The sequence below is a fragment of the Actinotignum inguinis genome, assembly GCF_051265835.1.
GTDB classification, from domain to species: Bacteria; Actinomycetota; Actinomycetes; order Actinomycetales; family Actinomycetaceae; genus Actinotignum; species Actinotignum timonense.
The window spans coordinates 1-26,022 of sequence record NZ_JBOZDP010000017.1 but is presented as its reverse complement, the minus strand read 5'-3'; the positions used below and the strand labels follow the sequence as shown (position 1 = coordinate 26,022).

18 protein-coding genes and 1 tRNA gene are annotated in these 26,022 nt (G+C 62.6%); 13 read left to right on the top strand and 6 right to left on the bottom strand.

The genetic code is table 11. The annotated features are described in order from the left end of the window. The first annotated feature begins 2 nt into the window (after nt 1-2). The 4 genes from ACRQFC_RS07775 (at nt 3) to ACRQFC_RS07760 (ending at nt 4,800) form a co-directional block, all read left to right on the top strand. On the top strand, nt 3-1,199 hold the full coding sequence (locus tag ACRQFC_RS07775; RefSeq protein ID WP_284897075.1) for a hydroxymethylglutaryl-coenzyme A reductase family protein: 1,197 nt from the start codon (nt 3-5) through the stop codon (nt 1,197-1,199). Then, nucleotides 1,200-2,375, top strand: coding sequence for a hydroxymethylglutaryl-CoA synthase (locus tag ACRQFC_RS07770; protein WP_284897073.1), 1,176 nt, complete (start codon nt 1,200-1,202; stop codon nt 2,373-2,375). A gap of 293 nt (nt 2,376-2,668) precedes the next feature. Then, a complete protein-coding gene (gene hemQ / locus ACRQFC_RS07765) occupies nt 2,669-3,397 on the top strand; it encodes a hydrogen peroxide-dependent heme synthase (RefSeq protein ID WP_284897071.1) in 729 nt (242 codons plus the stop codon). Nucleotides 3,398-3,534: 137 nt separating this feature from the next. Then, nucleotides 3,535-4,800, top strand: a complete 1,266-nt coding sequence (locus ACRQFC_RS07760; RefSeq protein ID WP_284897069.1) for a ferrochelatase — start codon at nt 3,535-3,537, stop codon at nt 4,798-4,800. Here the strand turns inward: ACRQFC_RS07760 and orn are convergent, their stop codons facing one another. Together orn and ACRQFC_RS07750 are read right to left on the bottom strand one after the other, a co-directional pair. Continuing rightward, on the bottom strand, nt 4,801-5,508 hold the full coding sequence (gene orn, locus ACRQFC_RS07755) for an oligoribonuclease (RefSeq protein WP_284897067.1): 708 nt from the start codon (nt 5,506-5,508) through the stop codon (nt 4,801-4,803). A gap of 121 nt (nt 5,509-5,629) precedes the next feature. Then, nucleotides 5,630-5,702 (bottom strand) — tRNA-Arg (locus ACRQFC_RS07750). Between the two features lie 166 nt (nt 5,703-5,868). Between ACRQFC_RS07750 and ACRQFC_RS07745 the strand changes: the two genes are divergently transcribed. The 5 genes from ACRQFC_RS07745 to ettA all read left to right on the top strand — a co-directional run bounded on the left by ACRQFC_RS07745 (nt 5,869) and on the right by ettA (nt 12,330). Next, the gene (locus ACRQFC_RS07745; protein WP_284897066.1) at nt 5,869-7,413 is read left to right on the top strand and encodes a GTPase domain-containing protein; all 1,545 of its coding nucleotides are present in this window, start codon (nt 5,869-5,871) and stop codon (nt 7,411-7,413) included. Between the two features lie 20 nt (nt 7,414-7,433). Continuing rightward, on the top strand, nt 7,434-8,861 hold the full coding sequence (locus ACRQFC_RS07740) for a GTP-binding protein (protein WP_435730480.1): 1,428 nt from the start codon (nt 7,434-7,436) through the stop codon (nt 8,859-8,861). Nucleotides 8,862-9,436: 575 nt separating this feature from the next. Next, entirely contained in the window at nt 9,437-10,069 is a 633-nt protein-coding gene (locus tag ACRQFC_RS07735; RefSeq protein ID WP_284897062.1) for a single-stranded DNA-binding protein, read from the top strand. Nucleotides 10,070-10,198: 129 nt separating this feature from the next. Then, the gene (locus ACRQFC_RS07730) at nt 10,199-10,402 is read left to right on the top strand and encodes a hypothetical protein (RefSeq protein ID WP_284897060.1); all 204 of its coding nucleotides are present in this window, start codon (nt 10,199-10,201) and stop codon (nt 10,400-10,402) included. 248 nt (nt 10,403-10,650) lie between these two features. Beyond that, the gene (ettA, locus tag ACRQFC_RS07725) at nt 10,651-12,330 is read left to right on the top strand and encodes an energy-dependent translational throttle protein EttA (RefSeq protein ID WP_016442389.1); all 1,680 of its coding nucleotides are present in this window, start codon (nt 10,651-10,653) and stop codon (nt 12,328-12,330) included. Between the two features lie 150 nt (nt 12,331-12,480). Here ettA and ACRQFC_RS07720 read toward each other — a convergent pair whose 3' ends face one another. The 3 genes from ACRQFC_RS07720 to ACRQFC_RS07710 form a co-directional block, all read right to left on the bottom strand. Further along, the gene (locus ACRQFC_RS07720; RefSeq protein ID WP_284897056.1) at nt 12,481-13,416 is read right to left on the bottom strand and encodes an acyl-CoA thioesterase; all 936 of its coding nucleotides are present in this window, start codon (nt 13,414-13,416) and stop codon (nt 12,481-12,483) included. Between the two features lie 31 nt (nt 13,417-13,447). Then, a complete protein-coding gene (locus tag ACRQFC_RS07715; protein WP_284897055.1) occupies nt 13,448-16,198 on the bottom strand; it encodes a DNA methyltransferase in 2,751 nt (916 codons plus the stop codon). Between the two features lie 141 nt (nt 16,199-16,339). Beyond that, on the bottom strand, nt 16,340-17,038 hold the full coding sequence (locus ACRQFC_RS07710) for a TetR/AcrR family transcriptional regulator (protein WP_284897053.1): 699 nt from the start codon (nt 17,036-17,038) through the stop codon (nt 16,340-16,342). A gap of 92 nt (nt 17,039-17,130) precedes the next feature. Between ACRQFC_RS07710 and ACRQFC_RS07705 the strand changes: the two genes are divergently transcribed. Beyond that, nucleotides 17,131-18,468 carry an MFS transporter gene (locus ACRQFC_RS07705; RefSeq protein ID WP_284897051.1) on the top strand — a complete coding sequence of 446 codons (1,338 nt, stop codon included), beginning with the start codon at nt 17,131-17,133 and terminating at the stop codon, nt 18,466-18,468. 172 nt (nt 18,469-18,640) lie between these two features. Here ACRQFC_RS07705 and ACRQFC_RS07700 read toward each other — a convergent pair whose 3' ends face one another. After that, the gene (locus tag ACRQFC_RS07700) at nt 18,641-20,299 is read right to left on the bottom strand and encodes a SulP family inorganic anion transporter (RefSeq protein WP_284897049.1); all 1,659 of its coding nucleotides are present in this window, start codon (nt 20,297-20,299) and stop codon (nt 18,641-18,643) included. 300 nt (nt 20,300-20,599) lie between these two features. Between ACRQFC_RS07700 and ACRQFC_RS07695 the strand changes: the two genes are divergently transcribed. The 3 genes from ACRQFC_RS07695 (at nt 20,600) to ACRQFC_RS07685 (ending at nt 25,916) form a co-directional block, all read left to right on the top strand. Continuing rightward, the gene (locus ACRQFC_RS07695; protein ID WP_284897047.1) at nt 20,600-21,949 is read left to right on the top strand and encodes an MFS transporter; all 1,350 of its coding nucleotides are present in this window, start codon (nt 20,600-20,602) and stop codon (nt 21,947-21,949) included. 223 nt (nt 21,950-22,172) lie between these two features. Next, on the top strand, nt 22,173-24,329 hold the full coding sequence (gene malQ, locus ACRQFC_RS07690) for a 4-alpha-glucanotransferase (protein WP_284897044.1): 2,157 nt from the start codon (nt 22,173-22,175) through the stop codon (nt 24,327-24,329). 267 nt (nt 24,330-24,596) lie between these two features. Next, nucleotides 24,597-25,916: a sugar porter family MFS transporter gene (locus ACRQFC_RS07685; RefSeq protein WP_435734661.1), complete on the top strand. Its 1,320-nt coding sequence runs from the start codon at nt 24,597-24,599 to the stop codon at nt 25,914-25,916. Nucleotides 25,917-26,022 lie beyond the last annotated feature (106 nt).

Below are 26,022 nucleotides of genomic sequence, written 5' to 3'. Positions count from 1 at the left end.
GCGTGACTGACTCGAGAATCACCCCGGACTCGCACACGCCCATCCCCACCAAATGGGTGGGCCCCATTCACATCTCCGGCCCCGTCCTCAGCGGCGCCGTGGAGGTCCCGCTCGCCACGTACGAAACACCGCTGTGGCCTTCGTGCAACCGCGGCGCGGACGTCTCGCGCATGGTGGAGGGCGGCATCTGCGTGTGCGTGGCCGATGAGCGCATGTCCCGTTCCGTGCTTTTTATTGCCGACGACGCCGCGGCGGCTCTCCGCGCCGTCACGGCAATCGCGGCGCGGCGCTCCGAGTGGGAGCGTGTGGTGGCCGGGCAGTCGCGCTTCGCGCGCCTGCTGGATATCCACCCCGAAGTGGTGGGGAATTTGCTTTTTGTGCGTTTCGAATTCTCCACCGGGGATGCCTCGGGCCACAATATGGCCACCCAGGCCGCCGAAGCGCTCATGGGCGCGATATTGGCGGTGTGCCCAGAGCTGGACTACGGCTCCATTTCCGGCAATTACTGCATTGATAAGAAACCCTCCGCCGTCAATGGGATTCTGGGGCGCGGGCGGCGCACCATCGCCGATATTTTTATTCCGGATGAGGTGATCGCCAAGCGGCTGCGCAGTGATGCGCACCGGATTGCTGAGCTGAATTACCGCAAGAATTGGGTGGGTTCCACGCTCGCCGGGGCGGTGCGTTCCGCAAATGCCCACTATGCCAATATGCTGCTGGCGGTCTACCTGGCCACCGGGCAGGATGCCGCGAATATTGTGGAAGGCTCCCAGGGTTTTACCCACGTGGAAGAACGCGAAGGCGGGCTTTATGTATCCTGCACTCTCCCGCATCTCATTGTGGGGACGGTGGGCAATGGCAAGGACCTGCCCGGGATCGAAGCGGTGATGGAGCGCATGGACCTGGCGGATCGCAGCCGACCGGCCGGGGAAAATTCCCGGCGCCTGGCGGCCATGATTGCCGCCACCGTGCTGTGTGGGGAACTATCCTTGCTGGCCGCGCAAACCAACCCGGGTGAGCTCATGCATGCGCATCGTAAATTTGAACGCGGCGGGGCACCCGCGCCGGCCAACAGTGCTTCTGTGAACAGTGTTTCCGTGAACGGTGTTCCGGTGGATGATGTTTCCGTGAACGGTGTTCCGGCAGAGCAGCTCGGCGGCTCGGCCGGTCAACAGCGCTCACGTGGTGAGGAGGACTAAGTGAATATCGGCATTGACGCACTGGCCTGCGCCACCTCGCATTACTGCCTGCCGCTCGCGGATATGGCGGAAGCCCTGGAGGTGCCCGTGGGTAAATATCACGTGGGGCTCGGTCAGGAACATATGAGCATCCCGTCCCTCGATGAGGACGCCGTCACCCTGGGGGCCCAGGCCGGGGCGCGGCTGCTGGCCGCCACCGGCGCGGAGGGAATCCGCACCGTCATCTTCGCCACCGAATCCGGGGTGGATCAGTCGAAATCCGCCGGGGTTTTCCTGCACGCCCTTCTCGGGCTGCCGCGCCATGTGCGCACCGTGGAAATGAAAGAAGCCTGCTACGGGGGGACCGCGGCGCTCCAAAGCGCGCTCGGTATTGTGGCGCGCCACCCGAAAGAAAAAGTGCTGGTTATCGCCGCGGATATTGCCCGGTATGCGGCGGGCGGGGCCGGGGAACCCACTCAAGGGGCCGGCGCCGTGGCTTTCCTGGTGAGCGCGGAGCCGCGCCTCCTCACCATCCCCGCGGTGAGCGGCGTTTACACCGCGGATATTAATGACTTCTGGCGCCCGAATGATTCCAGCACCCCGCTGGTGGACGGCCACCTCTCCATGGACGCCTATATGGATGCCCTCACCGGGGCCTATGATGACTACCTCGCCCAGGGCGGCATCCCCGCAGCTCAGCTGGCTCGTTTCGTGCACCACCAGCCCTTCGGGAAAATGGCACGCAAAGCCCATGCCCGCCTCATGGCCCATACGGGTGACCCGCGCGGCGATGAGGTGATCGAAAGCGGTCTCGCCTACGGGCGCCAGATCGGCAATTCCTATACGGCTGCCCTCTATATCGGCATTCTTTCCCTGCTCGGCACCGACCCGGCCGATCTGACCGATACTCCCATCGGGCTCTTCTCCTACGGCTCGGGAGCGGTGGCGGAATTCTTCACCGGCATCCCGGTGGCCGGCTACCGCGAGCGACTGCGGGAAACCGGGGCGGATGCGGAAGGCGTAGCCGCGATGCTGGCCGCGCGCGAACCCATCGATTTCCCCACCTACCGAGTTTTACACGGAGCCCTGCGCACCGATTCCGCTGATTTTTCGACGCCGCCCCAGACCACCGCACCCTTCCGCTTCGCCGGGGTGAGTTCCGGGGTGCGCCAATACGAGGCGCGAGCGGAGGGCTAATACGCCAGTCTCGAGAGCGATACCGGCGCTCACACTCAGGGCGCAGCCGCGCGCCACGTGAACACTGCTTGCGGGTGGGGGAGCGGGAACGGGGCGGCGTCGTCGTACCAAGATGGCGACACCCACGTGTGCGGCGCCCCGCAAAATAATCGTCTTTCGCATCGAAACTCGGCGATACTGGAGGGGAGCCACCCGCGCTGGGCCGGGCGAAAATCGGCAGTCTCTGAAATCTGATACAGTTTTTCTGCGCGTGTCAAGTGACGAAAGACTTAGGAGACAGTACGATGGGGAACATGACTCAACGACCCGCAGATGTGGAACCGAACTGGAGCGTCTCCGGCGGCGACCACCATCCTGATACCGAATACACGATTTACACAGTTGTTCATCGCCCGGCCGGCAGCCCGGCCCCCGCGGATCTTTCGAATGCCACGGCGCGCATTGATGAAGTTATTGCCGCGCATCCGGAGGTTACTCTGCGTGGCTTCTACGATCTGTCCAATTTGCATGAGCATGCCGATCTTATGGTGTGGGTGCACGGGAAGGACCTCGCCCCGCTCCAGGATTTCATGCGTGATCTGCGCACCACGCCGCTTTTCGAAAATCTCGATGTGACTTGGCAGGTTCCCGGCGTGCACGTGGCCGCGGAATTCAACCGCATGCACGCGCCGGCCTTCCTGGTGGGCGATAAGCCGCTGACCTGGCTGTGCACCTACCCCTTCGTGCGGCACGCCGATTGGTACCTCATGGACGGCAAGGAACGCGCCGTGCACCTGCGCGAACACGGTATGGCGGCCTCGAAATTTGAGGGGATCCTCGCCAATACGGTGGCGTGCTTCGGGATGTCGAATTACGAGTGGATGCTCGCCTTTGAAGCCGAAGATCCCACCCAGATTGTGGACCTGATGCGCGCCATGCGTTACACCCAGGCGCGGCGCTGGATGAAGCACGAAACGCCCTTCTTCTTCGGGCGGCGGTGCGAAACTAGCGAGCTCGCCAAGATTCTGCGCTACGAAGCCTAAACGGTGTTTACGCCGTAAACGGCGTTTACGGAGAAGCAGTGTTTAAGGATAAGGATCGGTGCCGGACCGTCACCGAATAAACAGCGCTCGCGCAATAAGCAATGTTCACGGATAAGCAGTGCTTACACAGGAGATTCATGGACTACCAAAGCCAACAGACCAGCGCCGCCCTGGTGGCCGAACGGAAAGCTCCGCGTGCCACGCGCATCACCCGCGCCCCGGGCGAGCATATTCTTGCGGGAAGCCCCGCGGTGCAGCACGCTGCCGCGCGCGGGGAGCACTGGGTGAGCGAACCGACCGCCTACGATGCCATCGTGCTCGCCTCTTTCGGCGGGCCCAACGGCCAGGAGGACGTGCTACCTTTCCTGCGCAACGTTACGGCCGGGCGCGGCATCCCCGATGACCGCCTCGAAGAAGTGGCGGTGCACTACCGCCTCAACGGGGGCAGCTCGCCGATCAACGGGCAAAACGCGGCGCTGCGTGCCCGCCTGGAAAGTGAGCTCGCCCGGCGCGGCCACAATATTCCCGTCTACTGGGGCAACCGAAATTGGGAACCCTATATTTGGGAAGTGGTGCGCGAAGCATACGAGGATGGCCACCGCACCCTGTTGGCGGTGCCGACCTCGGCGTATTCGGGATATTCCTCCTGCCGCCAATACCGGGAGGATTTCGCGGACGCGCTCGAATACGCGCAGATCCCCGAGGATATGCGGGTGGATAAACTGCGGGAATTCTTCGATCATCCCGGTTTTGTGGTGCCCTTTATTGAGGGCCTCGCGGCTGCCTACACCCAGATGCGGGAACGCGGTTTCGCCGCTGAGGAGATCGAAGTCCTCTTCACCACGCATTCCATTCCCAACCGCGCCAATGAGCTCTCCGGCCCGCCCGAGCTGGGCGGCGGTCTCTACCTGCGCCAGCACGAAGCGGTGCGCGATGCTATCCGCAGCGCGGTGGAGGAGCAGGTGGGGGCGCACCTGAGCTGGCAGATGGTCTTCCAGTCGCGTTCCGGCCCGCCGCATATTCCGTGGCTGGAACCGGATATTAATGATGTTATCGAAACGCTGCCGGGGCGGGGGCGGCGGGCCGTCGTCGTCGTTCCTATTGGGTTTGTTTCCGACCATATGGAAGTGCTGTGGGACCTCGATAATGAGGCGCGGGCCACGGCGCAGCAATGCGGTCTGGCGTTCGCGCGGGTGTCTACCCCGGAAGAGCATCCGGCTTTCGTGGCCGGGCTGGCTGACCTGGTGGAGGAGCGCCTGGAGGGGCGTCCGCGCGCGCAGCGGGCCCACCTCACTGAGATGGGCCCGTGGTTCGATCTGTGCCCGGCGCATTCGTGCCGGAATCCGCACCTGCCCGAGCTGCGCGCCATTGGCGGCTTCATCGGGGAAGGCGTGGACGCGTAATTATTCGGTGGCTTCGGCGGTGCTGGCAGTTTCGCCGGCCGCGGTTTCGGCTGGTGTGGTGCCGGTTTCGCCGGCATCGCCCGCACCGCTTGAAGCCAACCGCTTCGTTTCGCCTTCCACGCTGCGGGCAGCCTGCTGGGCGGCCTCGGTCTCCACGCTTTCCGGGAAGAGCACCGCGCGGTAATAGCGCAGCTCGTCGATGGAATCGTAAATGTCACCGAGCGCCCGGTGGTGCCCGAACTTCTCCGGCGACACAAAATACGCCTTCGGGTACCAGCGCTTCGTCAGCTCCTTAATGGAGGAGACGTCAATAATGCGATAGTGGAGGTAATCGACCAGCTCAGGCATGTATTCGATGAGGAACGTCTTATCGGTACCCACCGAATTACCGCCCAGCGGCGCCTTACCTTCCGGCACCCGCTCCTTGAGATAAGCAAGCACCTGGCGCTGCGCCTCGGCCACGCTCACCCCGGTCTCCCATTCATTAATGAGACCGGACGAGGTATGCATATCGCGCACAAAATCATTCATCTGCGCGACCGCCGCATCGGAGGGCTTAATAATAATATCGATGCCCGCGTCCACCGGCTGGAGGTCACCGTCCGTCACAACAACGGAAATCTCCACCAGCTCATCAACACGCGGATCCAAGCCTGTCATTTCGCAATCGATCCAGACAATCGGATCGTTTAGATCGTGGTAACTCACCCCTCCATTCTAAGCACACGCGCGCGGGCGGGCGCGTGCGGTCCGCGTGGGGAAGGGATAGTACGACGACGCCGCCAGCTGGCAGGCCGTAACTCCGCTACAGAACGGCTCAATCCACGAGCGCCCCCGAAAGGATTCGAACCTTCGACCAACGGATTAGAAGTCCGGTGCTCTATCCACTGAGCTACGGGGGCCTAGCGCGCGCCCGGCACAATATGTAACGAACTTTCACAATACGCAATGAACTATCACGATGCGGAAAGAACTAACACCTTGCGCAGAAGCGGCGCTCTTAATGTACCCGAATCGGCGGCGCGGTTAAAACTACGCGCCCGCGTCAAAATAGTGAACAATAGAGGGGTGGCTCAATATCGTGATGTTCCTCGTCTCATCGCTCGCACTATCGACGCGCTCGATAAAGCGCGCTTTCCCCTCGCCCTACCCGGCTCGCGCGATATCGAAGCCGAGCGCACCCAGCTCATCACCCAGCTAAAAAACCGGGTGCTCCCGCGGATGGAACGGGAAGCCACCCCGGCGGTGGTGGTGCTCGGCGGCTCCTCGGGGGCCGGGAAATCCACCCTCTTCAATTCGCTTTTCGGCGAAGAACTCTCCGCCGCCTCGGTGCTGCGCCCCACCACCCGCACCCCGGTGATCGCCGTGCACCCGGATGACGCCCCGCTCCTGGAAGGCCACGTGCTCACCACCCTGGCCGAGGTCCGCGAAAGCGCCGGGGCAATCCCCGGCTTGGTGCTGGTAGACGCCCCCGATCTTGATTCCGTGGATGCCGATAACCGCGCCCTGGCTCGCACCCTTCTCAATAGCGCCGACCTGTGGATTTTTGTGACCACCGCGTCCCGCTACGGGGATGCCACCGCCTGGTCGGTGCTCACCGATGCGCACGGGCGCGGGGTGACCACCGCGGTGGTACTCAACCGGGTCCCGGCCAGCGCCACGCCTACGGTGCGCGCGGACCTGGCGCGCCGTATGGAAAGCTCCGGGCTGGGGGACTCCCCGCTTCTCATCGTGGCCGATAACGGCCCCACCGCCGGGCTCCTTCCCCCCGCCAGCGTGGCCGAGCTGCGCCAGTGGCTCGAATCCATGTCTGAAACCGGCTTCGGCCAGGCGCTCATCACCCGCGCGGATGCCGCCATGTTCCCGCATATGGGCGAACGCCTGGAACATATCGCCGCCGCGGTGGAAATGCAGGCGGAAGCCGTGGAGCACCTGCGCTCCGTGGTGGAGCAATCCGCCACCGCCCCGCGCGAGGCCCTGCGCAAGGCCGCCCTCAGCGGCCGCTTCGGAGCCGGGGCTCCCACCACCGCCTGGCTCTCCGCCGCCTCCAGCGGCGGGCCGCTGGCCGGCATCAACCCGGCCGCCGCCCCCGGCCTGGGCGCGCGCGGGCGCAGCGGGGCCCGCGATGCCGCCATGACCACCGTATTCGAAGCGGTCCGCACCGCCGCGGATGTCACCCTCACTCAGCAGCTCAGCGAAGTGAGCGAGGCGATTCTCACCGCCTGGGCCGGCGGGGTCATTGACACCCGCGAACTCGCAGCGAACGCCACCGCCGCACTCGACTTGGACGCCATCCGTTTCCGCGCCTTCTCCGCCTGGATGAGCTACCTCAAGGGCGCCGCCACCGCCGCCCCGCCCAACCGCTGGTTTGGAACCGCAGGGATGGCCGCGGTGCTCGGGGCCGCAGCGGGGGGAGTGAACGGGGCGCGCCCGCTGGCCGAAGGACTCTACCGGGGCGGGGCGGTGCGCGAGGCCCGCGAAGAACTCGCCCGGCTCCTCGACGGTGCGCTCACCGAAGTCACGGAGGTATTCCTCAGCCAGCTCGGCGATGTGGAGCTCGGCTCGGGGCGCACGCTCCGGCTGCGCGCCGTCGAATTCAAAGACAGGTTCTAGTGGAGGAAGGGAAGAAGCTCATGGACACAGCCACCGTGACCGCGCGCTTGGAGCAGCTGCGCGGCGTCGTCGCTCAAGGAAAAGATCTATTCGATCCGTATGTGCTGCAGCGGGCCGAAAGGGAACTGGAGGAGATTTCCGGGCGCCTGGAGGCGGGGCTCGGCCTGACGGTGGCGGCGCTCGCGGGCGGCACCGGTTCGGGGAAGTCCACGCTGTTCAATGCGCTCACCGAGCTCAATTTTGCCGACGCGGGAGACGTGCGGCCCACCACCATGGATATTACGGCCTGCGTGTGGTCCCCGGCGGCTCGCCCCGTGCTCGAGGCCCTCGGCGTGAAAACGGAGCGCACCATTTCCCATAATTCGCTGCTCAATACCTCCAAGCGTGATCTTGATTCGCTGGTGCTCCTGGATCTGCCCGATCACGATTCGGTGAGCCTGGGCAATTCGGCGCTCGTCAATCGGATTTTGCCGCTCGTGGATGTGCTGGTGTGGGTGCTCGACCCGCAAAAATACGCCGATCACCTCATCCACGATTCCTATATCGCGGCGATGCGTGAACGGGCCGACCGCATGATCGTGGTCCTCAACCAGATTGATACCCTCCCGGAGGGCGGAACGCAGGCCATCACCGCCGATATCCGCAAGCTGCTACGCGCGGACGGCATTGCCGATAGCGTCCCGATTTTCCCGGTCTCGGCACTGCGGCGGCGCGGGCTGGAGCCGCTGCGTGACGCCCTGGAGAAGGCAGCCGGACTCACGAACGCCGCCCTGGAGACCACCGCCGCGTATCTTGACGAGATCGCGGCGCGCCTGGGCGAGGGCCTCGAGGCCGCGCCTGTAGCTCTGGAAGCGGAGAAGGCGGAGGAGATCGCGCGCGGGCTCTCGGTGGCCTCCGGGGTGCCGGCGGTGGCCGAGGCGATTGCAGGAGTGGGCTGGCATGCCCGCGCCGTGGCGCCGCCCGAGCAACCCGCCGCCACGGTGGTGGATGCGCACCGCGAAGCCTGGCTCGCGCACGCGACGAGTGGCCTGCCCCGTTTGTGGGCGCGCCGGGTGGACGAGCGAGTGAGCGACGCGGCATCCCTGCGCCGCGCCATTGGTGGTGCTTTGCGCGCCGTTCCGGTGCGTAGTGGCGGGCGTGGGGCGCTGCTGGGTGGCGTGCTCGCCGGGGTACTGCTTGCCGCGGCGTGCGTTGCTGCCGGCATCGCGGCGGTGGCGCCGTGGTGGGCGGCGGCTCTTGGCGCGGTGCTCGCGTTGCTGTGCGGTTTCGCCCTGGGATGGTGGGCACGACGCCGCAGCGCAGCAGCCCGGGCGCGGGCCTACCAGCGCGCGGTGAATAAGGAGCTAGGCGCGGTGGTGGAGAAGCATTGCGTTGCTCCGGCGCGAGAGGTGCTCGACCAGTACGCGCGCGTGCGCCAGGTGGTGCGCGGGCCGGGGTCTTTAATATGAGCACTATGGCAAAATAGATGGCGCAGAAGGTGGGAACAAGGTCTCCCATCATGTCTCAGAGAGGGTCTAGCGGACGCAAGCGCCGTTAGGCTCTCTTCTCATATCAATATCGGCCTACGGGTCAGTATCGCGGGAATTCGTAGGGTAATAGCCAAAAAGTGGGGCTAATGATGGCTTGTCACTGAGGGTTCAACAGTGGCCTCGCAACAGGATGCAAATCTACGCACTATTTTGGCCCGATTTCCGTCCTGGGCTTGCACTACGCGTCCTCGACCATCCGGAATTTGCACTATGTTTCCCGTCCGACTCAGCGACGAGCCTTCATCGCGAACAAAGTGGGAGTGAGAGCACCGTTTTGGGAAGATTTCGGGTTCCTTACGCCCACTTTGCTGACCGCAGCCCCCAGCGATGAAGTTGTACGTTCGCTGAATTTGGAAGGCGAGGAGCTCCGCTATCCACAGCTTGCCGAAACGTAGCGGTTATCCACAGGTAGGATCATGCGGATAGCCGGGCGAGCGTGAGCGGGTCATGATGGTGTCCACCGCCCGCCCGTGGCGGTGGGAAAGGACAGCATCATGGTTAATGACACCATCGTCGCGGTACGTGGATATGCCGGCGGCAACCCGAAAGTTTATGAGAACGCCACCAGTGGGGATGTCACCACGGTCAATCTCGGAGTGACTCCGCGCTATTTCTCGCGGGAAACTAACCGCTTTGAGGACGGCAATACTATTTGGTACACGGTGCGGGCTCGCGGCACCCTCGGCCGTAATATCCAAACATCGGTGACTACCGGCACTCCGCTGCTGGTGCGCGGGCGGCTCGATATGCGCGAATGGACCGGTAAGGACGGTTCCACGATGCGTGGGCTCACCCTCTTTGCCGATGCCGTGGGAGTGGAACTCACCACCGGGCGGGCCAGCTTCGTCAAAGTGCGCCCCGATCCGAGTGCGGAAACAAATGGCGGAGCCGCTGGCACGGTGAGTTCCGCGGATACGGCGGCCGGGGAAAGCACGCCGGGGGATAGCCGGTGGCTCACCGAGGAGTCGGATTCTTCTGAAGCATCGGGCGAACCGCTCGGGCCAGCGGGAATAGGTGTACCGCCTCCGGGGATGTCACCCGATGCTATGTCCCCTGGAGGAATGTCTCCTGACGCGATGTCAGCGGATGAAGCCCTGCGCTCGGATCCGTCAGGTGGCGCATGGTGATGCCGAAAATGCCTCTACTCACCCGTTGTTCTGATAGGTACACTACAAGCATGTCCGGGTTTCATTCCTCGGAACAAACCCCGGAACCCTTCACTATTTCCGCGCCTAGTTATTGAGGGGAGGGATGTAATGATGAGTATCAATATTGGTGAAGAAATGCTTGACCGCCTTGAAGAGCTTGCGGGTGACAAAGCCGAAGTAGTGGCATACGAGGCTATTGAAGATGCCCTCGACCTCATTGAGGCGGAGAAGATCTGGGCGGATGTTGAGTCCGGCAAAGAGCGGCTCGTGCCTTTTGATGAGGTGGTGCGTCGCCTCGGGGTGGAGTATTAGTTTCAGCTCCTAGGCAAGGCGTATACCGAAGAGACATCTACCAGACTCGTTAGCGATTCTTTTACCACCACGTAGATATCCGCAGTGTGCCGCGATGGCATGCTTATCTACTTGAGAAAATCCCATTCCATCCCGGTTCCAGTCACATCGGGGGGACTTTTCGCGGGCGGCTCGGTACACTGGTCTGGGCCGCTCGCGCAACACCTAGCGCGATGCGCGGCACTGAATCGCGAATCAGGACGGGATAAGTGGCTGAATACATTTACCAGATGATCCACGCTTCCAAGCGTGTGGGGGATAAGACCATCCTTGACGACGTCACCATGGCGTTTTTCCCCGGAGCCAAGATCGGCATGGTCGGTCCGAACGGTGCCGGTAAATCAACAATCTTGAAGATCATGGCCGGGCTGGATGAGCCCTCCAACGGGGAAGCGCGCCTTTCCCCGGGCTACACGGTGGGTATCCTCCTCCAGGAACCTCCCCTCGAAGAGGACAAGACCGTCCTGGAAAACGTGCAGCTGGGGCGTAAGGACATCCTGGAGAAGATCACCCGTTTCAACGCCATCGGTGAAGAAATGGCGAATCCGGATGCGGACTTCGATGCTCTCATGGAAGAAATGGGCAAGCTGCAAACGGAAATCGATGCCGCGAACGCCTGGGATCTGGACTCCCAGCTGGAGCAGGCCATGGCCGCGCTGCGCTGCCCTCCGGGGGATACCCCGGTGTCCGTGCTTTCCGGTGGGGAACGCCGCCGTGTGGCGCTGTGCCGCCTGCTGCTGGAAGCCCCGGACCTGCTTCTCCTTGACGAACCGACGAACCACCTGGATGCCGAATCCGTGCTGTGGCTCGAAAAGCACCTGAAGTCCTACGCGGGCGCGGTTATCGCCATCACCCACGACCGCTACTTCCTGGACAATATGGCGCAGTGGATCGCGGAAGTGGACCGCGGCCGCCTCTACCCCTATGAGGGCAACTACTCGACCTACCTGGAAACCAAGAAGGATCGTCTGGAAATCCAGGGCAAGAAGGATGCCAAGCTCGCCAAGCGCCTCAAGGATGAACTTGAGTGGGTGCGTTCCTCGGCGAAGGGCCGTCAGGCCAAGTCGAAGGCACGTCTGGAACGCTACGAAGAAATGGCAGCGGAAGCCGAACGCACCCGCAAGCTCGACTTCGAAGAAATCCAGATTCCGCCGGGGCCGCGGCTGGGCAATGTGGTTATCGAAGCGAAGAACCTCAAGAAGGGCTTCGGGGACCGCGTGCTCATCGATGGGCTGTCCTTCTCGCTGCCGCGTAACGGCATCGTGGGCATTATCGGCCCGAACGGCGTGGGTAAAACGACCCTCTTCAAGACCATCGTCGGCCTCGAACCCCTCGATGGCGGGGAGCTGAAGATCGGGGAAACGGTGAAGATCTCCTACGTGGATCAGAACCGCGCCGGTATCGACCCGGAGAAGAGCCTGTGGGAAGTTGTTTCTGACGGGCTGGATTACATCCAGGTTGGCCAGGTGGAAATGCCCTCGCGTGCTTACGTTTCCGCATTCGGCTTCAAGGGCCCGGATCAGCAGAAGAAGGCCGGGGTGCTTTCCGGTGGTGAACGCAACCGCCTCAACCTCGCCCTCACCCTCAAGCAGGGCGGCAACCTGCTGCTCCTCGACGAACCGACCAACGATCTGGACGTGGAAACTCTGTCCTCCCTGGAAAATGCGCTTTTGCAGTTCCCGGGTTGCGCCGTGGTTATCACCCACGACCGCTGGTTCCTTGACCGCGTGGCCACCCACATCCTCGCCTACGAAGGCACCGATGAGGATCCCTCGAAGTGGTACTGGTTCGAAGGCAACTTCGAAGGGTACGAGAAGAACAAGGTGGAACGCCTGGGTGAAGCCGCACTCAACCCGGGTGCCGGCGCCCACCGCAAGCTCACGCGCTAAACAAGCTAACGCGCTAGTCAAACTGGCGCGCTAGGCGAGCCGCCGCGCTAAGTGCGCGTGCGAAAAGTTCAGGCACGCTAGCTGCGTACGGGCACGAGTCAACCGCTTATGCCCACGCGCGCAGCGCCCACACTGAGTAGCTGCACCCAGCTACTCGACATGCTGCTCGGGATGGTCCGGGTGTCGTTCTGGCACCCGGACCATCCCTTCTTGGCTCATGGAGGCAATATGGCGGCCGTCCTGGAAGAACTTCGCGTTCACCAGGGCGCGCCCATTCTGCGCAGAAACGCATTCCATCTCCGCCAAAATCCACTCCGACATATCAAAATTGCGATGCCACCAGATCGCGTGATCAAGCGTCGCCACCGAAATCCCGCGGGAAAGCCAGGCCAGCCCGAGGGCCCGCAAGGCCGGCTCCAGCATGAACTGATCCGCCGAATACCCGAGCATCGCCCGCTGGAGAGTACGCGAGGTTCCCTCCGGCATCGGCGAACGCGCCCGCAGCCACAGATGCTGGCGCGGGGACCGCCCCGGATCCGGCCGCAGGTAGATATCACCTTCCACCCGCCGCATATCAATCCCGTTCGTGGACGACATCACCTTCGCGAACACATTATCGAGTGCCCCGAAGAAATCCACCGAAGACGGCAGCCCCTCCGGCCCGGGAACATCCGGCATGGAGGAAGCCAGGGTAGGCCCGGGCTGGCGCAACTGGAACGACACCCGCGCCGTGAAAATCAAACGGTCGCCCTGATACGCGGTCACATTCCGGGTAGAGAAGGAGCGCAGGTCGTTGATCTCCTCCACCTGGAACTCGATAGGCTCATCCAGGTGCCCGGCCCGCTGGAACGCCGCGGTAATGGAATGCGCCAGCCGCTCATCCTCACCGATGCCGAGCGAGCGCTGCACATCATCAGCCGCCGCCATGGTGGCCTGCCCGAGCACCTGCCCGCCGTACACTTTCCCGGTGATCTGCACCAGGTTCTGGCCGCGGTACCGCCCCGTACCGCAGCGCTCCAGCCGCAAATTATTGAGAATCGACGCCAAGGGCTCAGTGTGCGTTTCCGGTATATCGATGTGGTGCATATCTTCCTCACTCCCGGCGACGCGCGCCACGCTACTTCCCCTCCGCCGCAACGAGCTGCTGATATTTCTCAAACAGTACGGCCAGCCGCTCCTCATCAGAAGTAAAGGGCTTGTTGCGATAAAGTCTATCGACTGCCTCGTCAATTTTTTCGTGCGCTTCGCGGAGGTTGCGTGGCATAAGGTCCGGGTCGTAGAGCTCGGCTAAGGTTTTTTCGCAGTGGTATTCGCGTACATCGAGTACGCGTAGCGCACGTTTCGTAAGTTCTTCTTTCGACGACGCCGACAACTCTGGCACGGGGAAAGTGTTATAGACCAAGGTATTCGAGTACCGGAGCGATGTTCCTAAGTATCCACCTACTGCGCGCAGCCAAGCCATGTGCATCTTCGAGGTCAGCAACGCAAATAACCACGGTTCGGCATCGTAGATGGCAAAGGATGCATTAGAAATGACGGTATCGGGACCCAGATATCCGATGGGAACGTAGTCTCTCTGATCAGACGTATGGATCGGCACGATAATGGAATCCGTGGGTTTATAGCGAATTGCTTGGAATCGCCAAGGTTGAGCCGCGTAGCTATTGGTGGATTTGTCGGTGCTTGCGGTACGCATCTGGACAACCCGGTCGAGGCGTCGCTTCACCTCCGGAATCTCGGCTGCTCCGTTCCGGTTTTCCTCCGTGAGCCACAGGCAGTAGCGATCTTTCCCGTTGATGTAGTCGTCAGCTCCCACGAACTGCTTGATGATATCGGAAAGCTCGGGATGGCCGGTGAGGAGATCTTCTGCTTCCTGATCCGAAAGAATAAGGTTACCGCCGTCGGTGGGCTTAGAACCGTAGCTCATCTTTGGTAGTTCACGAGAGAGTGCCTTGGTGCGGGCGGTCACGTAGGTATCGCTGCCTGCAATGAGGTAGGCGTTAATATTCTCGACGGGCGTTTGGACGAGTCCGGTGAAGAGGTATTTGGGATCAGAACTCTCATTACGCAGCGAGATCACCGCGACGGTGACTCCGGCATTATGGGAGGCGTTATTACTCCACTTGAACGAGGTGTAGGCGTAGCCGATCTCGATACCGCCCGTGAATACATGCGGGTGGAGGAGGGCGACCTGCTCACCCTGGGTAATAGAATTCGTGGTCACAAAAGCGAGCTTGGCCCGGGTGCCGCGAATGTAATTGGCGCCCTTAATGAACCACAGAGCAACGTAATCGAGCTTCTTCGGATACTTCGCGCTATCGAAAACATAGGCGAAGTCCTCCTTCTGATCCTTGGTCTGGTACGTACTTCCCACATACGGTGGATTCCCGATAACGTAAATTTCATCTGTTCCGTTATTGGGGCAGACCTCATTCCAGTCGAGGCGGGTGGCATTCCCGTGCACAATATGCCCGGTTTCCTTGAGCGGGATGAGGGGAATATCTACGCCGAATTTCTCCGCGAATTCCTCATTCATCTGGTGCTTGGCGATCCAGAGCGAGAGGATCGCCATTTCGACCGAGACGTCATCGATTTCGATGCCGTAGAAGTTCTCAATATTGATGACCGAAGAAGCCAGGCCCAGGGTAGCCGCGCCCAGCTTTTCTTCTTCACCCATCCCCAGCAAAGACCAGGAGCCCGAGGTTGAGAGGCTATCAATACGCTCCAGGATTCTATGCTCCAAGTGGCGCAGCGCTTTATAAGCAATAACGAGGAAATTGCCGCTGCCGCACCCGGGATCGAATACCTTAATGCTTTGGATACGAGCCAGCAAATCCCGCAGTTTCTTTACCGAGTTGGCGGCGGCATCGTATTGCTGTTCCAGCTCGTCGAGGAAGAGCGGGCGGATGGTTTTGAAGATATTGGGAACCGAGGTGTAGTGCTGGCCCAGGTTGGCGCGCTGCTGCTTATCGACCACGCCCTGGAACATGGAACCGAAAATATCCGGGTTGATTTCTGACCAATCCAGGGTGCCGAGCCGCAAGAGGGAGTCCCGGGCCGCCATGGTGAAGTGGGGGACCGCCAAAGAGGCGTCGTCGTCGTTATTAATACGGAAAAGGCGACCGTTGACGTACGGGAAGTCTTGCAGGTAGACGGGTTTGTCCGCGGCGTTCGGGGTGTCGAGGGCGCGGAAGAGGGTGCGTAGGAATTCCGCGGTGTCGGAGCCGTCGCGGGCGGTGAAAGAGCCGATGGCGCTGGTGAACTGGCCGCGCGCGAAAATGCCGGTGTCCTCCGCGAAGAAACAGAAAAGGAGGCGGGTGAAGAAAATATTGAGGCCGTGGCGGGAGGCGGCGTCGGTGAGCATATCCGGGCTGGCTTCGAGGAGGTCGTCGTAGAGCTTGCTCATGTGTTCGGCGGCGCGGCGGTCCGCTTTGGTATCCGAGGCGAAATCGCGGCGCTCCATATTCGCCCACGGCAGGAAGAATGTGATGTTTTTGTCGATCTGCGCGAGCGGGGTGATGAGGGAATCGCCCGTTTTCGTATCGAAAGCGGCGAGGCTGATGTAATCGGTGGCGATGACGAAACGGGTGTTGTAGCGGATCGCGGTGTCGCTGGTTTTGAGATCGAGGGCCGCGGCCACGAGGTCGCCGGAGGTTTTGCGGATGTACAGCTTGTTTTTCCACGCGATATCGTGTTCGCGGTCGGCCGCGACGTTGATCGAGCTGGCGGTGGTGGAACGCAGGCGGGCGATGGAAGATTTTGAGATGCCGTACGCGCGCAGCAGGTCAAAGAAGAAATCGCGGGTGTAGCTGGGTTGGCCGGCCAGCGCGCGCACGCTTTCCTCGATGGTGGATAGGGTCAGTGCCACGCGCGGCTCCTTTCACGGCGGGCCCGGGCGCGCGGGTGCGGCCGGGGTGGTATGGGACTATCTTAGGCGGTGCCTCGGTGGGAGGGGCTGCTGCGGGTGCTGCTGTAGGTGTGCGCTCATCGGTGCGCGTTAGTCGCTGCGTTAGTTAGTGGTTTCGCGGGGGAGGAGTGTTTGTTCCAGGCCCACCAGGAGGGCTTGCACCATGATGGTGAAGTATTCCTGGCTCATCTGGTTTTCGTTCTGCGGATCCGTGAGGGGCAGCAGGTAGTTGGTGAGCATATCGGTGAGCGCGGTGGAGGTGGCAGCCAGGGGCTGAGCCTCGGCCACCATGCGGCCTAGATCGTGGCGCTGCTCGCGGCGGGTGGGGCTGCGCAAATTGCGTGCCGTGATCGCCCACAGAATTGTATTGATAATCATGGTGTAAGCCTGCGGGGCGTGGTGGCGGAAACCGGCCTCGTGCAGTTTTTCGAAGGATGCTTCGAGGAGGGGGAGCATCTCGGCACTGAAATTGCCGTGCATCATCCGCTCCGTCACCCCCGGATGCTCAAGCAGAACCGGGCGGGCGTTCTGCGCCAGCGCCATGAACCACTCCTTCCACTCCAAGCTTGTTTCGGGCAGGGCGATGGAGCCGATGAGATGCGCGATCACGGCATCGACGATGGCGTCCCGGTTGGCGAAATAGTGGTAAATCACCGAAGGGGAGACCTTGAGTTCAAGCGCTAAATCGCGAATCGACCAGTTTTCGATACCGCGGTCACGGGAGAGGCCCTGGGCGGCCTGGCGAATTTTATCCTGGGTCAGACCGACGCGCCGGCCGGTGTTCACGGATTTAGCGTGCATATGCCCAGCATATCGCCACCCCGCATTGACATTACTAGAACAGTGTTCTAGTGTGTGTGCCGTTCACCCATTACTTCTGAAAAGGAAGCGCTATGACCGACGCGAATACTCACCAGCAACCGGCAGCGGAACCGGAATTGGATCCGGTATCAGAACGCGGATCGGAATCCGCATCGAAACTCGAAACGGGAGCCGCATTGCAACTCGGAACGGAAGCCGCATCTGAACCCTGCTCGAAGAAGGGCAAGATACCGGGCCTGTTCCCGCTATTTCTCACGGTACTGCTGGCCTATATGGGCCAGATGATTCTCAATCCGATTATTGCCCCGCTCTCGCGCGAAATTGGCCTGCAAGAATGGCATATCGGGGCGACGATCTCCCTGGCAGCCATCGTGCTCTCGCTCAGTTCAACCACGTGGGGGAGAGTCTCCTTGCGGCGGGGAACCCGCCCCATCCTGGTGACCGGCATGCTCGGCGCGGCCACCGCGCTCGCGGCCTTCGCGGTAGTGGCCTGGTTCGGCTTGCAAGGCGCGCTGGTGGGAAGCGCCCTGGTGATCGGAGTGGTGTTCACCCGGGGCCTGCTGTACGGCGGATCCATTGCCGCCATCACGCCCGCCGCCCAGACCTACATCATCACCCACACCTACAGCGAAGCGCAGCGAGTCAAAGGCGTGGGCATGCTGGGCGCCGCGCAAGGATTCGCCACCATCCTCGGCGCGCTGGTGGGTGGGAGCCTGGCGGCCCTCGGCGGATTTATGCTGCCGCTAGTGGTCATGCCGCTCATGATCCTGGCCGGGGTTGTAGTGCTGCTGGTGACCTTCAAACCCACCCGGGGTGAAAAGCGCGTGGAGAAGCCCGCCAAAGTCATTTACTTCGACCCGCGAGCATTCGCCTTCCTGGCCTGCGGCTTCCTCATGTTCACCGTATTTTCCACCCTGACCACCGTGTTCGGCTTCCTGCTCCAAGACGCATTGGGGCTGGAAGCGGCGGCCACCGCCGGATTTACGGCCTTGTGCATGTCCATTATGGGAGTGGTCATGATTATCGCCCAGGCCGCGCTGGCACCGCGGCTCGGCTGGAATGCGGTGCAGCTCTTCCGCCGCGGGTTGGTGATTTTCTTCGTGGCGGTGGCCCTGCTGCTCTACCCGAGCCACCTGTGGATTTTCGTGCTGGCCTGCGTTTTGGCGGGGCTCGGCTCCGGCTTAGCGATGCCGGGATATAACACCGCGCCCACCCTGAAGATGGAGCCGCACGAACAGGGTGGCATGGCCGGGCTCATCAATGCCAATAACGGCATGGCCTATGTGCTGGCCCCCGTTGCGTCCACGGCGCTCTATGGGATTGCGCCGTGGCTACCTATTGCGGTCTGCGTGGTACTGCTGGCATTGGGCATTCTCATGAGTGCAGTGCATCCCTCATTTAGGCGGTAGTGGGGGAGGCGGCGTCGTACCTATTTCGCACGCACGCGGAAAGGCGACAAGGTATGGTTCGCGGGGTGGTGAGAAAAAACGTCTCCCCTGGGACACTTCTACGAGAGGTGCGGGGAGTCCTGTCACCGGAAACGGTACCAGAAATTGGGCGTGACCGGTAGGTGATGGGGACTTACGTTTCTTCGACCGCGCGGAAACGGCCGGTGGCGGTGGAGCTGCCATTCGCGGCCACGATGCGACGGGCCTGCGCCATCGCGCTGTCCATATCCGCGAAAAGATAATCGCCGATGCTGAGTTGGCCCAGTTCCATGCGCTGGGCCATCTCCTGCACCTGCTTGGGGAGACCCTTGACCAACACGGTATTGCCGGCATCGACCAGGCGGTCGACTACCTGCGCCAGGGCTCGCACCCCGGTGGCATCCACGATTCCGACGCGGGAGAGGCGCAAAATTACCACGTCCACGCCCGCCAGGCGCGGGATTTCACGCTCGATGCGGTCGCCCACGCCGAAGAACATGGTGCCGTCCACCCGCAAAATAGCAATTTTCGGATCCGAGGGGAGATCTTCGCGGAAAATACCTGAACGGTTCGCCATGCGCCGCAACACCAGAATCCCGGAAATAATAATTCCCACGGTGATCGCCCAAATAATATCCAGACCCACCGTGATAATCGCCGTGATCACGAAAACGGAAGCGTCCGAGCGGTTGGAGCGCATCACCTGGCGCACCGTATCCGGATTAATCATGCGGTAGCAGGTCACCACCAGCACGCCGGCAAGAACTGACAGCGGGATAGCCGAGACCGCGGCGGAGGCCAGATACACCACCGCGATGAGCACCAGGGAATGGATGAGGGCGGCCAGGCGCGAACGCCCACCCGAACGCACATTCACGGCGGTGCGGACGATGGCGCCGGTGGCGGGCATGCCGCCGAAAAGCCCGCATCCCACCGATGCCAGGCCCTGGCCCACCAGCTCCCGATCCGGAGAATAGCTACCGCCGCGCACCATCCCCGCCGCGATTCGCGCGGAGATGAGCGACTCGATACCCGCCAGGGCCGCCACCGCGAGCGCGCCCGGCGCCAGGGCGCTGAGGAGGCTTATGGAGATTTCGGGGACGACCGGTGCGGGGAGAGTGGAGGGGATGGTGCCGATGGTGGGCACCGTGAGGCCGGCGGCCCAGGCGATGATGCTCACCACCAGTACCGCGATGAGGGACCCGGGGAGCTTCTTCGAGATTTTCGTGCACGCCGCGATAATGATGATGGCGGCCAGGCAGAGCAGTCCCGTGGTGAGCGCCGTTGCGGGAGTTATGCGGGTGAGGGCGTCGAATGCTGCCGGGAGGGTGCTCAGGCCGGCGCGGGCCTCCACGCCGATAATATTGGGGACCTGCTGGAAGAAAAGAATGGCGGCGATGCCCACCGTGAATCCTTCGATAACCGGCCAGGGGATGAGGGAGACGGCGCGCCCCAGGCCCAGCACCCCGGCCAGCAGAATCATGAGCCCCGCCATGAGGCACAGGAGCGGCACCACTCGCGCACCGTGCGCGGCGACGATGGGTGCCAAGATGACCGCCATGGCGCCGGTGGGCCCGGAGATCTGGTAATTTGAGCCGCCAAAGATTGCAGCGATAATTCCCGCAACGATGGCGGTAATGAGGCCGGCCTCCGCGCTCAGGCCGCTGGAAATAGCGAAAGCTAGGGCGAGGGGGAGCGCTACGATTCCCACCGTGATGCCCGCGGCAATATCCTGGCGCCAATATTTTTTGGTGGCGCGTAGGTCATCGGTGCAGGGCAGTAGTGAACGCAGATGCGTGATAAAAGCGGGCACAGAAACCTTTCACAATCTCAGCATCTGAACAGGCCATATCGCGCATACGTGGAGAGTGTGGCGCTCGAATCGTGCTATTTTGCCGGGGATAATGCTATTCCGTGGCGAAAATTGCCGTTTTTCAGCGGGTTGCTGTTACGTAGCCGGTAGCGCTGTTGGGTAGCGGTGGCGTCAAGATGCGTGCTTGGTCGAACAAAGCCACCATAGCATATGTGTCCATATTTTGAGACGGTGGCGTGGGTGATGTTGCGGGGCGGCTTCGGTATTTCTTAGGACTTCCGGCCCGGCTACAGTTAGACCATGAAAAAACGAAGCGCCGGGCTGGTGATCGCTATTGCCGTCATTATCCTCGAACTTATCGGGGGAATGCAGACCTACCTCAACCAGCTGATTTTGCCGATCCTGGCCAAAGACCTGCACGCGCAAAACCTCTACGGCGTGATTATGGGTGTATCCGCGATTGCTTCCATGGCGGGGTTGCCTATCGGTGCGGCGCTCATGAATCGGATGCGCTTGCCGCGCCTCCTCATGGGTGCGACCGTGTTCCTGGTGCTGGGTGCGTGCACCAGCGCCGCGGCGCCCCATATCTCGATATATCTTCTCGGTGCGGTGATCCGGGGGCTGGCCGGTTCCACCCTGGCCATGACCTCCATCGGCGCGGTAGCGCTGGGTCTTTCCGGGCGTGCCCGGCGCCTCACCCTAGCTTTTTCCTCCGCCAGCTGGGTGGTGTCCTCCGTGGTAGGCCCGGCATATGCAGCGTGGGCAACGCACCTGCTCTCCTGGCGCTGGGCCATGCTCCTCTACCTGCCGCTGCTTCTGGTAGCCCGCTTCGTTATCGCCCTCAATCTGCAAACCGAAGGGGAACGCAAAGAATCGCCCTTCTCCTATACCGCGCTCCTCCTCATCGTGGCGGGCGTGGGAATAACGATTATTCCGGCATCCGGCCCGCTCAAGATCGTGCTCATGGTCATCGGGGTGGCGGTGCTGGGCCGCGTGGCCGTGCTCCTCATGCCGCAGGGCACCTTCACTCAAAAAACACCCCGCCGCGCTGCCCTGGCCGGCATGCTCTTCCTAACCGGTGGCTATTTTGCGGGAAATGAACTCGTCTCCCTCACCGCGCACGACCTCTATCAGGCCGGCCCGGATGCCCTGGGCATCATTATTATGGGCGGCGGGCTCGGCTGGGCCGTTGTGGGCGTGGTCTGCGGCATCAAGCCGGCCGCGTCTCGGCGCGGATATCGGCTCCGTGTTATTTTTGGCCTCGGTTTCATCGCGCTCGCGGCGATCTTCTTCGCGGCGTGGATTTTCTCCGGGTGGCGCCCCGCGTCGGCTACGCCTGTGTTCTGCATCGCGTGGACCCTTGCCGGGATCGGCATAGGCATCGCCTACCTGGACACCCTCAATATTTTCTTCGACGACCCGGACGAAGCCGACGGCATCACCATCGAGGAGATGGCCAGCTCTGCGGTAATCGTGGAATCCCTGGCATCCACAATGTTCATTCCGCTCACCACCTCCATCGTGGCCTTGGCCTTCGTATCGGATGGCATTTCTGCGCTGCCCTACGGGATAACGTGGCTGCTTATCGCGGGTGCAACGATTATTTCTTTTATCTACCTTCGGCACGCCTATCCTGCGCGTACGGCGTAGCTACCACGGAGCGAATTTTCGCAGCTGTGGTGTGCCAACGGTGCCCGGCCCGGGGCCAACGGCGCGCGGCTGGGTGCCCGCGCCAGCTGCGCCGTCGTCGTCGCACCATCCCCACCACGGCGCGGAATTCCACGGAAAGGCAACGGAGCAGATATTCTAGTAACCGGGCTCGCCACCGGAGGCGAGCAACCGGGGACACACGGGGAGACACAAGGAGGGAACCATGGCGGGTTCACCACCGCAAGATATGCTCAACCGCATCGCTGATGCATACGGAGTGGCAACGCATTATTGGAGTTTCGCGGGCGAATACGTGACGGTGGATGCCGATACGCTCGTCGCGGTGCTCGCGGCCATGGGGATTGACACCTCCACTCCGGAAGCGGCGCAGGCGGCGCTGGACACGGTCGATAGCCGCGAATGGCGCCACGTGCTGCCCGCCACCACGGTGGTGCGCGAAGGAAACGAGCAGATCATCCGCGTGCACGTGCCCCACGGTGCCGCCGTGGCCCTCACCTACGAACTGGAAGACGGCACGGAACTACCCGCCGTGCAGGCCGAAGATTTTGAACTGCCGCGCCTCATCGACGGCGCCATGATCGGCCGCGCCGCCTTCATCATCCCGGGCAATCTGCCGCTCGGCTACCACACGGTGCGCGCCAAGGTCACCCCGCCGGCCGCGGGGGAGGAAGCCGCCACCTGGCATAGCGGCGCGCTCATCGTGGTGCCCGCGCGCCTACCCGCCCCGGCAGAAAAAGGCGTGGCCGGTTGGGGCGTGATGAGCCAGCTCTACTCGGTGCGCTCGCGCGACTCCTGGGGGACGGGGGACACCGCGGACCTAGCGGAACTCGGCTCGCTCTTCGGCGGGCTGGGGGCGCAATTCGTGCTCATTAACCCGCTGCACGCCGCCGAACCGTGCGGGCAGCTCACGAACTCGCCGTATTTGCCGACGTCGCGCCGCTTCTTCAACCCCCTCTACATCCGCCCGGAGGACATCCGCGAAGTGGCCTATATGGACTCCGGCAAGCGCTCCATGGTCACGTGGGCGGGGCAAGCCCCCAAGGAATCCTCGCTGCACAATACCCTGCTGGATCGCAGTGCCTGCTGGGAAGCCAAACGCAGCGCCCTCGAGGTGATTTACCGTGAACCTCGCAGCCACGCCCGTCAGGCCGATTTCGATGCGTTCCGCGCCGCTGAAGGTCAGGGTCTGGAAGATTTCGCGTTCTGGTGCGCGATGTATGAGCGCTACGGCAAGCATTTCCCGGTCGAATGCGAGCGCCCCGATACCTTGGCCTCGCGCCGTGAACGCGCTGAGCTGAGCGAACGCATCGACTTCTACTGCTGGTGCCAGTGGGTTATGGATCAGCAGCTGGAAGCCGCCCAGAAGGTGGCGCGCGATGCCGGCATGGGTATCGGCGTGGTGCACGACCTCGCGGTGGGGGTGCAGGCCTGCGGCGCGGACGCCTGGGCCAACCCGGATGCCTTCGCCAGCGGCGTGAGCGTGGGTTCCCCGCCCGATATGTACAACCAGCTCGGCCAAGACTGGTCCCCGCCGCCCTTCAACCCGGTGGAGCTCGACCGCCAGCACTACGCACCGGTGCGCGATATGGCCCGCACCGTCATGCGCCATGCCGGCGCGCTGCGCATCGACCACGTGATGGGATTCTTCCGGCTGTGGTGGATCCCGGCAGGCAATAAGCCGGTGGACGGCACCTACGTGTACTACAACCACGAAGCCCTCATCGGCGTGCTCATGCTGGAAGCGGCGCGTTCAGGCACCTTCCTCATCGGGGAAGACCTGGGCAACGTGGAACCCTGGGTGCGTGACTTCCTGACCGAACGGGGCATTTTCGGCACCTCCGTTATGCTCTTCGAAAAGGAAGGGGAAGCCTTCCGCGCCCCCGAACACTACCGCAGCGCCTCCCTGGTCACGGTGGACACCCACGACCTACCCCCGCTGGCCGGCTACCTGGCCGGCGAACACGTGGACCTGCGTGCCTCCCTGGATATCCTGGTGGAGCCCGTGGAGCAGGTACGCGAAGAAGCCCGCCGCGAGCGCAGCGTGCTTATCGACACCCTGTGCGGCTGCGGCCTGCTGGAGAGCCACGATCCCACGGAGCGCGAGCTCATCGAGGCGATGCACTGCTATATTGCCCGCACCCCCGCCCAGCTCCAGGCCATCGCCCTGGTGGACGCGGTGGGCGAACGGCGCACCCAAAACCAGCCCGGGACCGATACCGAATACCCGAATTGGAAAATCCCGCTGGCCGACGGCACCGAAAAGGTGGTCCTCACCGAGGATCTGGGCGAGCACCCCCGGCTGCGTTCCCTCATCGCCGCGTACACGGCCGAATACGAACGCTGCCACCCGCGCGGCTAAGGCAGCTCAGGCACAGTAGCGGTTCGCGACTGCCGTTAAAGGTACGACGACGCAGCTAGGCCCGTCTCCTAAAATTTGCGCAAATTTTAGGAGACGGGCCTATCTCATGCCAGCACTTCTTCTTAGAGTGAATGCACCGGCCGGTCTGCCCCTTTCCTGAGCTGGAAACGGGGCACGGGGCAAGGAGTACGGGGCGCAACGGAAGCGCACCGTTCCCGCTCTCGCAGCACCAGCCACGAACAGCATTCTCAACGGTGAGGAGAGAACATGAAAAAACACCTCGTACCATTTTCGGCCACCGCCGCATCACTCGGTGGCTTCCTCTTCGGTTTCGATACCGCGGTGATTTCCGGAACCACGGCAGCCCTCCAAGATAAATGGGACCTGAGCGCCGGGCAGCTGGGCTTCACGGTCTCCTGCGCCCTCATCGGCACCATTATCGGGGCGCTCTTCGGCGGCATCCCGGCCGATAAATGGGGCCGGCGCCCCGTCCTCAAAGGCGTGGCTGCCCTCTACCTCATCACCTCTGTATGCGTGGCGGTAGCCAATAGCTGGGTCTTCTTCCTCATCTTCCGCATGCTCGGCGGGATCGCGGTGGGGGCCTCCTCGGTGATCGCCCCGCTGTATACGGCGGAGATATCTCCTGCCGCACGGCGCGGAAAACTGGTGGCCACGGTGCAGCTCAATATCGTGATCGGCATTGTGGTGTCCTACTTCTCCAATTACATCATCGTCAAAATGATGCCGGTGGAGCTGGGCTGGCGCTGGATGCTCGGCATCCAGGCGGTGCCCTCCCTCATCTTCCTCGCGGTGTGCTACTTCATTCCGGAAAGCCCGCGCTGGCTCTACACCCGCGGGCGCGATAGCGAATCGCTGCGCGTCATGGAAGATCTGTGGGGCAAGAACGAAGCTGCGCAGGTTATGGCAAATATGCACAACGCAGCCCCGCACGCCGCGGCAACGGAGCCCTTCTTCTCCAAGCGCACCGCCCGCCCCATCACCATGGCGATCCTCATCGCCTTCTTCTCCCAATTCGCGGGCACCAACGCGGTGCTCTACTACGCACCGTCCCTGCTCCAGTCCGCCGGCATCGCCGGCGACGCCGCCTGCGCCTCCTCCATCCTGGTAGGCCTGACCAACCTGGCCTTCACCCTGCTGGGGCGCTCCCTCGTGGACAAGGTGGGGCGCCGCCCGCTGGTAACCCTGGGCGCCGGCATCGACCTGGTGGCACTGCTGGCCATCGCCGGAATCTTCTATTTCAACGGCTCGGAGCTATCCACCACCACCGGCATTATTGTGCTGGTTCTCATCATCGTGTTCATCGCGGCGCTCGCGGTGGGTATCGGTTCGGTGCTGTGGGTCTTCATCTCGGAGATCTTCCCGCCGGCCCACCGTGCCAACGGCCAGGCCGTCGGTTCGGCCGCCCACTGGGTGTCCGCCGCTATCATCTCCGGCACCTTCCCGGTGATGTTCCAAGCCTCGATGACCTTCACCTTCCTCTTCTACGCTGCGTGCATGCTCGGCGCGGTCATCTGGTCGCGGACTATGATGCCGGAGACGAAGGGAACTCTTCTCGAGGACGTGTAGCCCGGGCGGCGCCCATGGCGCGCCCACGGTGCGCCGCACCGTGCGCCCCGCGCCTGGTACGGTGCTCACGCACCGTCGAGGTGGCGCACCGCCGGGTTGCGGGGGG

What these genes read in the sequence shown, in the direction of transcription:
- ACRQFC_RS07730 (WP_284897060.1), top strand. Translation starts at nt 10,199, where the DNA reads ATGATGAGTATCAATATTGGTGAAGAAATGCTTGACCGCCTTGAAGAG.
- ACRQFC_RS07735 (WP_284897062.1), top strand. Translation starts at nt 9,437, where the DNA reads ATGGTTAATGACACCATCGTCGCGGTACGTGGATATGCCGGCGGCAAC.
- ACRQFC_RS07695 (WP_284897047.1), top strand. Translation starts at nt 20,600, where the DNA reads ATGAAAAAACGAAGCGCCGGGCTGGTGATCGCTATTGCCGTCATTATC.
- ACRQFC_RS07740 (WP_435730480.1), top strand. Translation starts at nt 7,434, where the DNA reads ATGGACACAGCCACCGTGACCGCGCGCTTGGAGCAGCTGCGCGGCGTC.
- malQ (WP_284897044.1), top strand. Translation starts at nt 22,173, where the DNA reads ATGGCGGGTTCACCACCGCAAGATATGCTCAACCGCATCGCTGATGCA.
- hemQ (WP_284897071.1), top strand. Translation starts at nt 2,669, where the DNA reads ATGACTCAACGACCCGCAGATGTGGAACCGAACTGGAGCGTCTCCGGC.
- ACRQFC_RS07720 (WP_284897056.1), bottom strand. Translation starts at nt 13,416, where the DNA reads ATGCACCACATCGATATACCGGAAACGCACACTGAGCCCTTGGCGTCG.
- ACRQFC_RS07760 (WP_284897069.1), top strand. Translation starts at nt 3,535, where the DNA reads ATGGACTACCAAAGCCAACAGACCAGCGCCGCCCTGGTGGCCGAACGG.
- ACRQFC_RS07705 (WP_284897051.1), top strand. Translation starts at nt 17,131, where the DNA reads ATGACCGACGCGAATACTCACCAGCAACCGGCAGCGGAACCGGAATTG.
- ACRQFC_RS07710 (WP_284897053.1), bottom strand. Translation starts at nt 17,038, where the DNA reads ATGCACGCTAAATCCGTGAACACCGGCCGGCGCGTCGGTCTGACCCAG.
- ACRQFC_RS07685 (WP_435734661.1), top strand. Translation starts at nt 24,597, where the DNA reads ATGAAAAAACACCTCGTACCATTTTCGGCCACCGCCGCATCACTCGGT.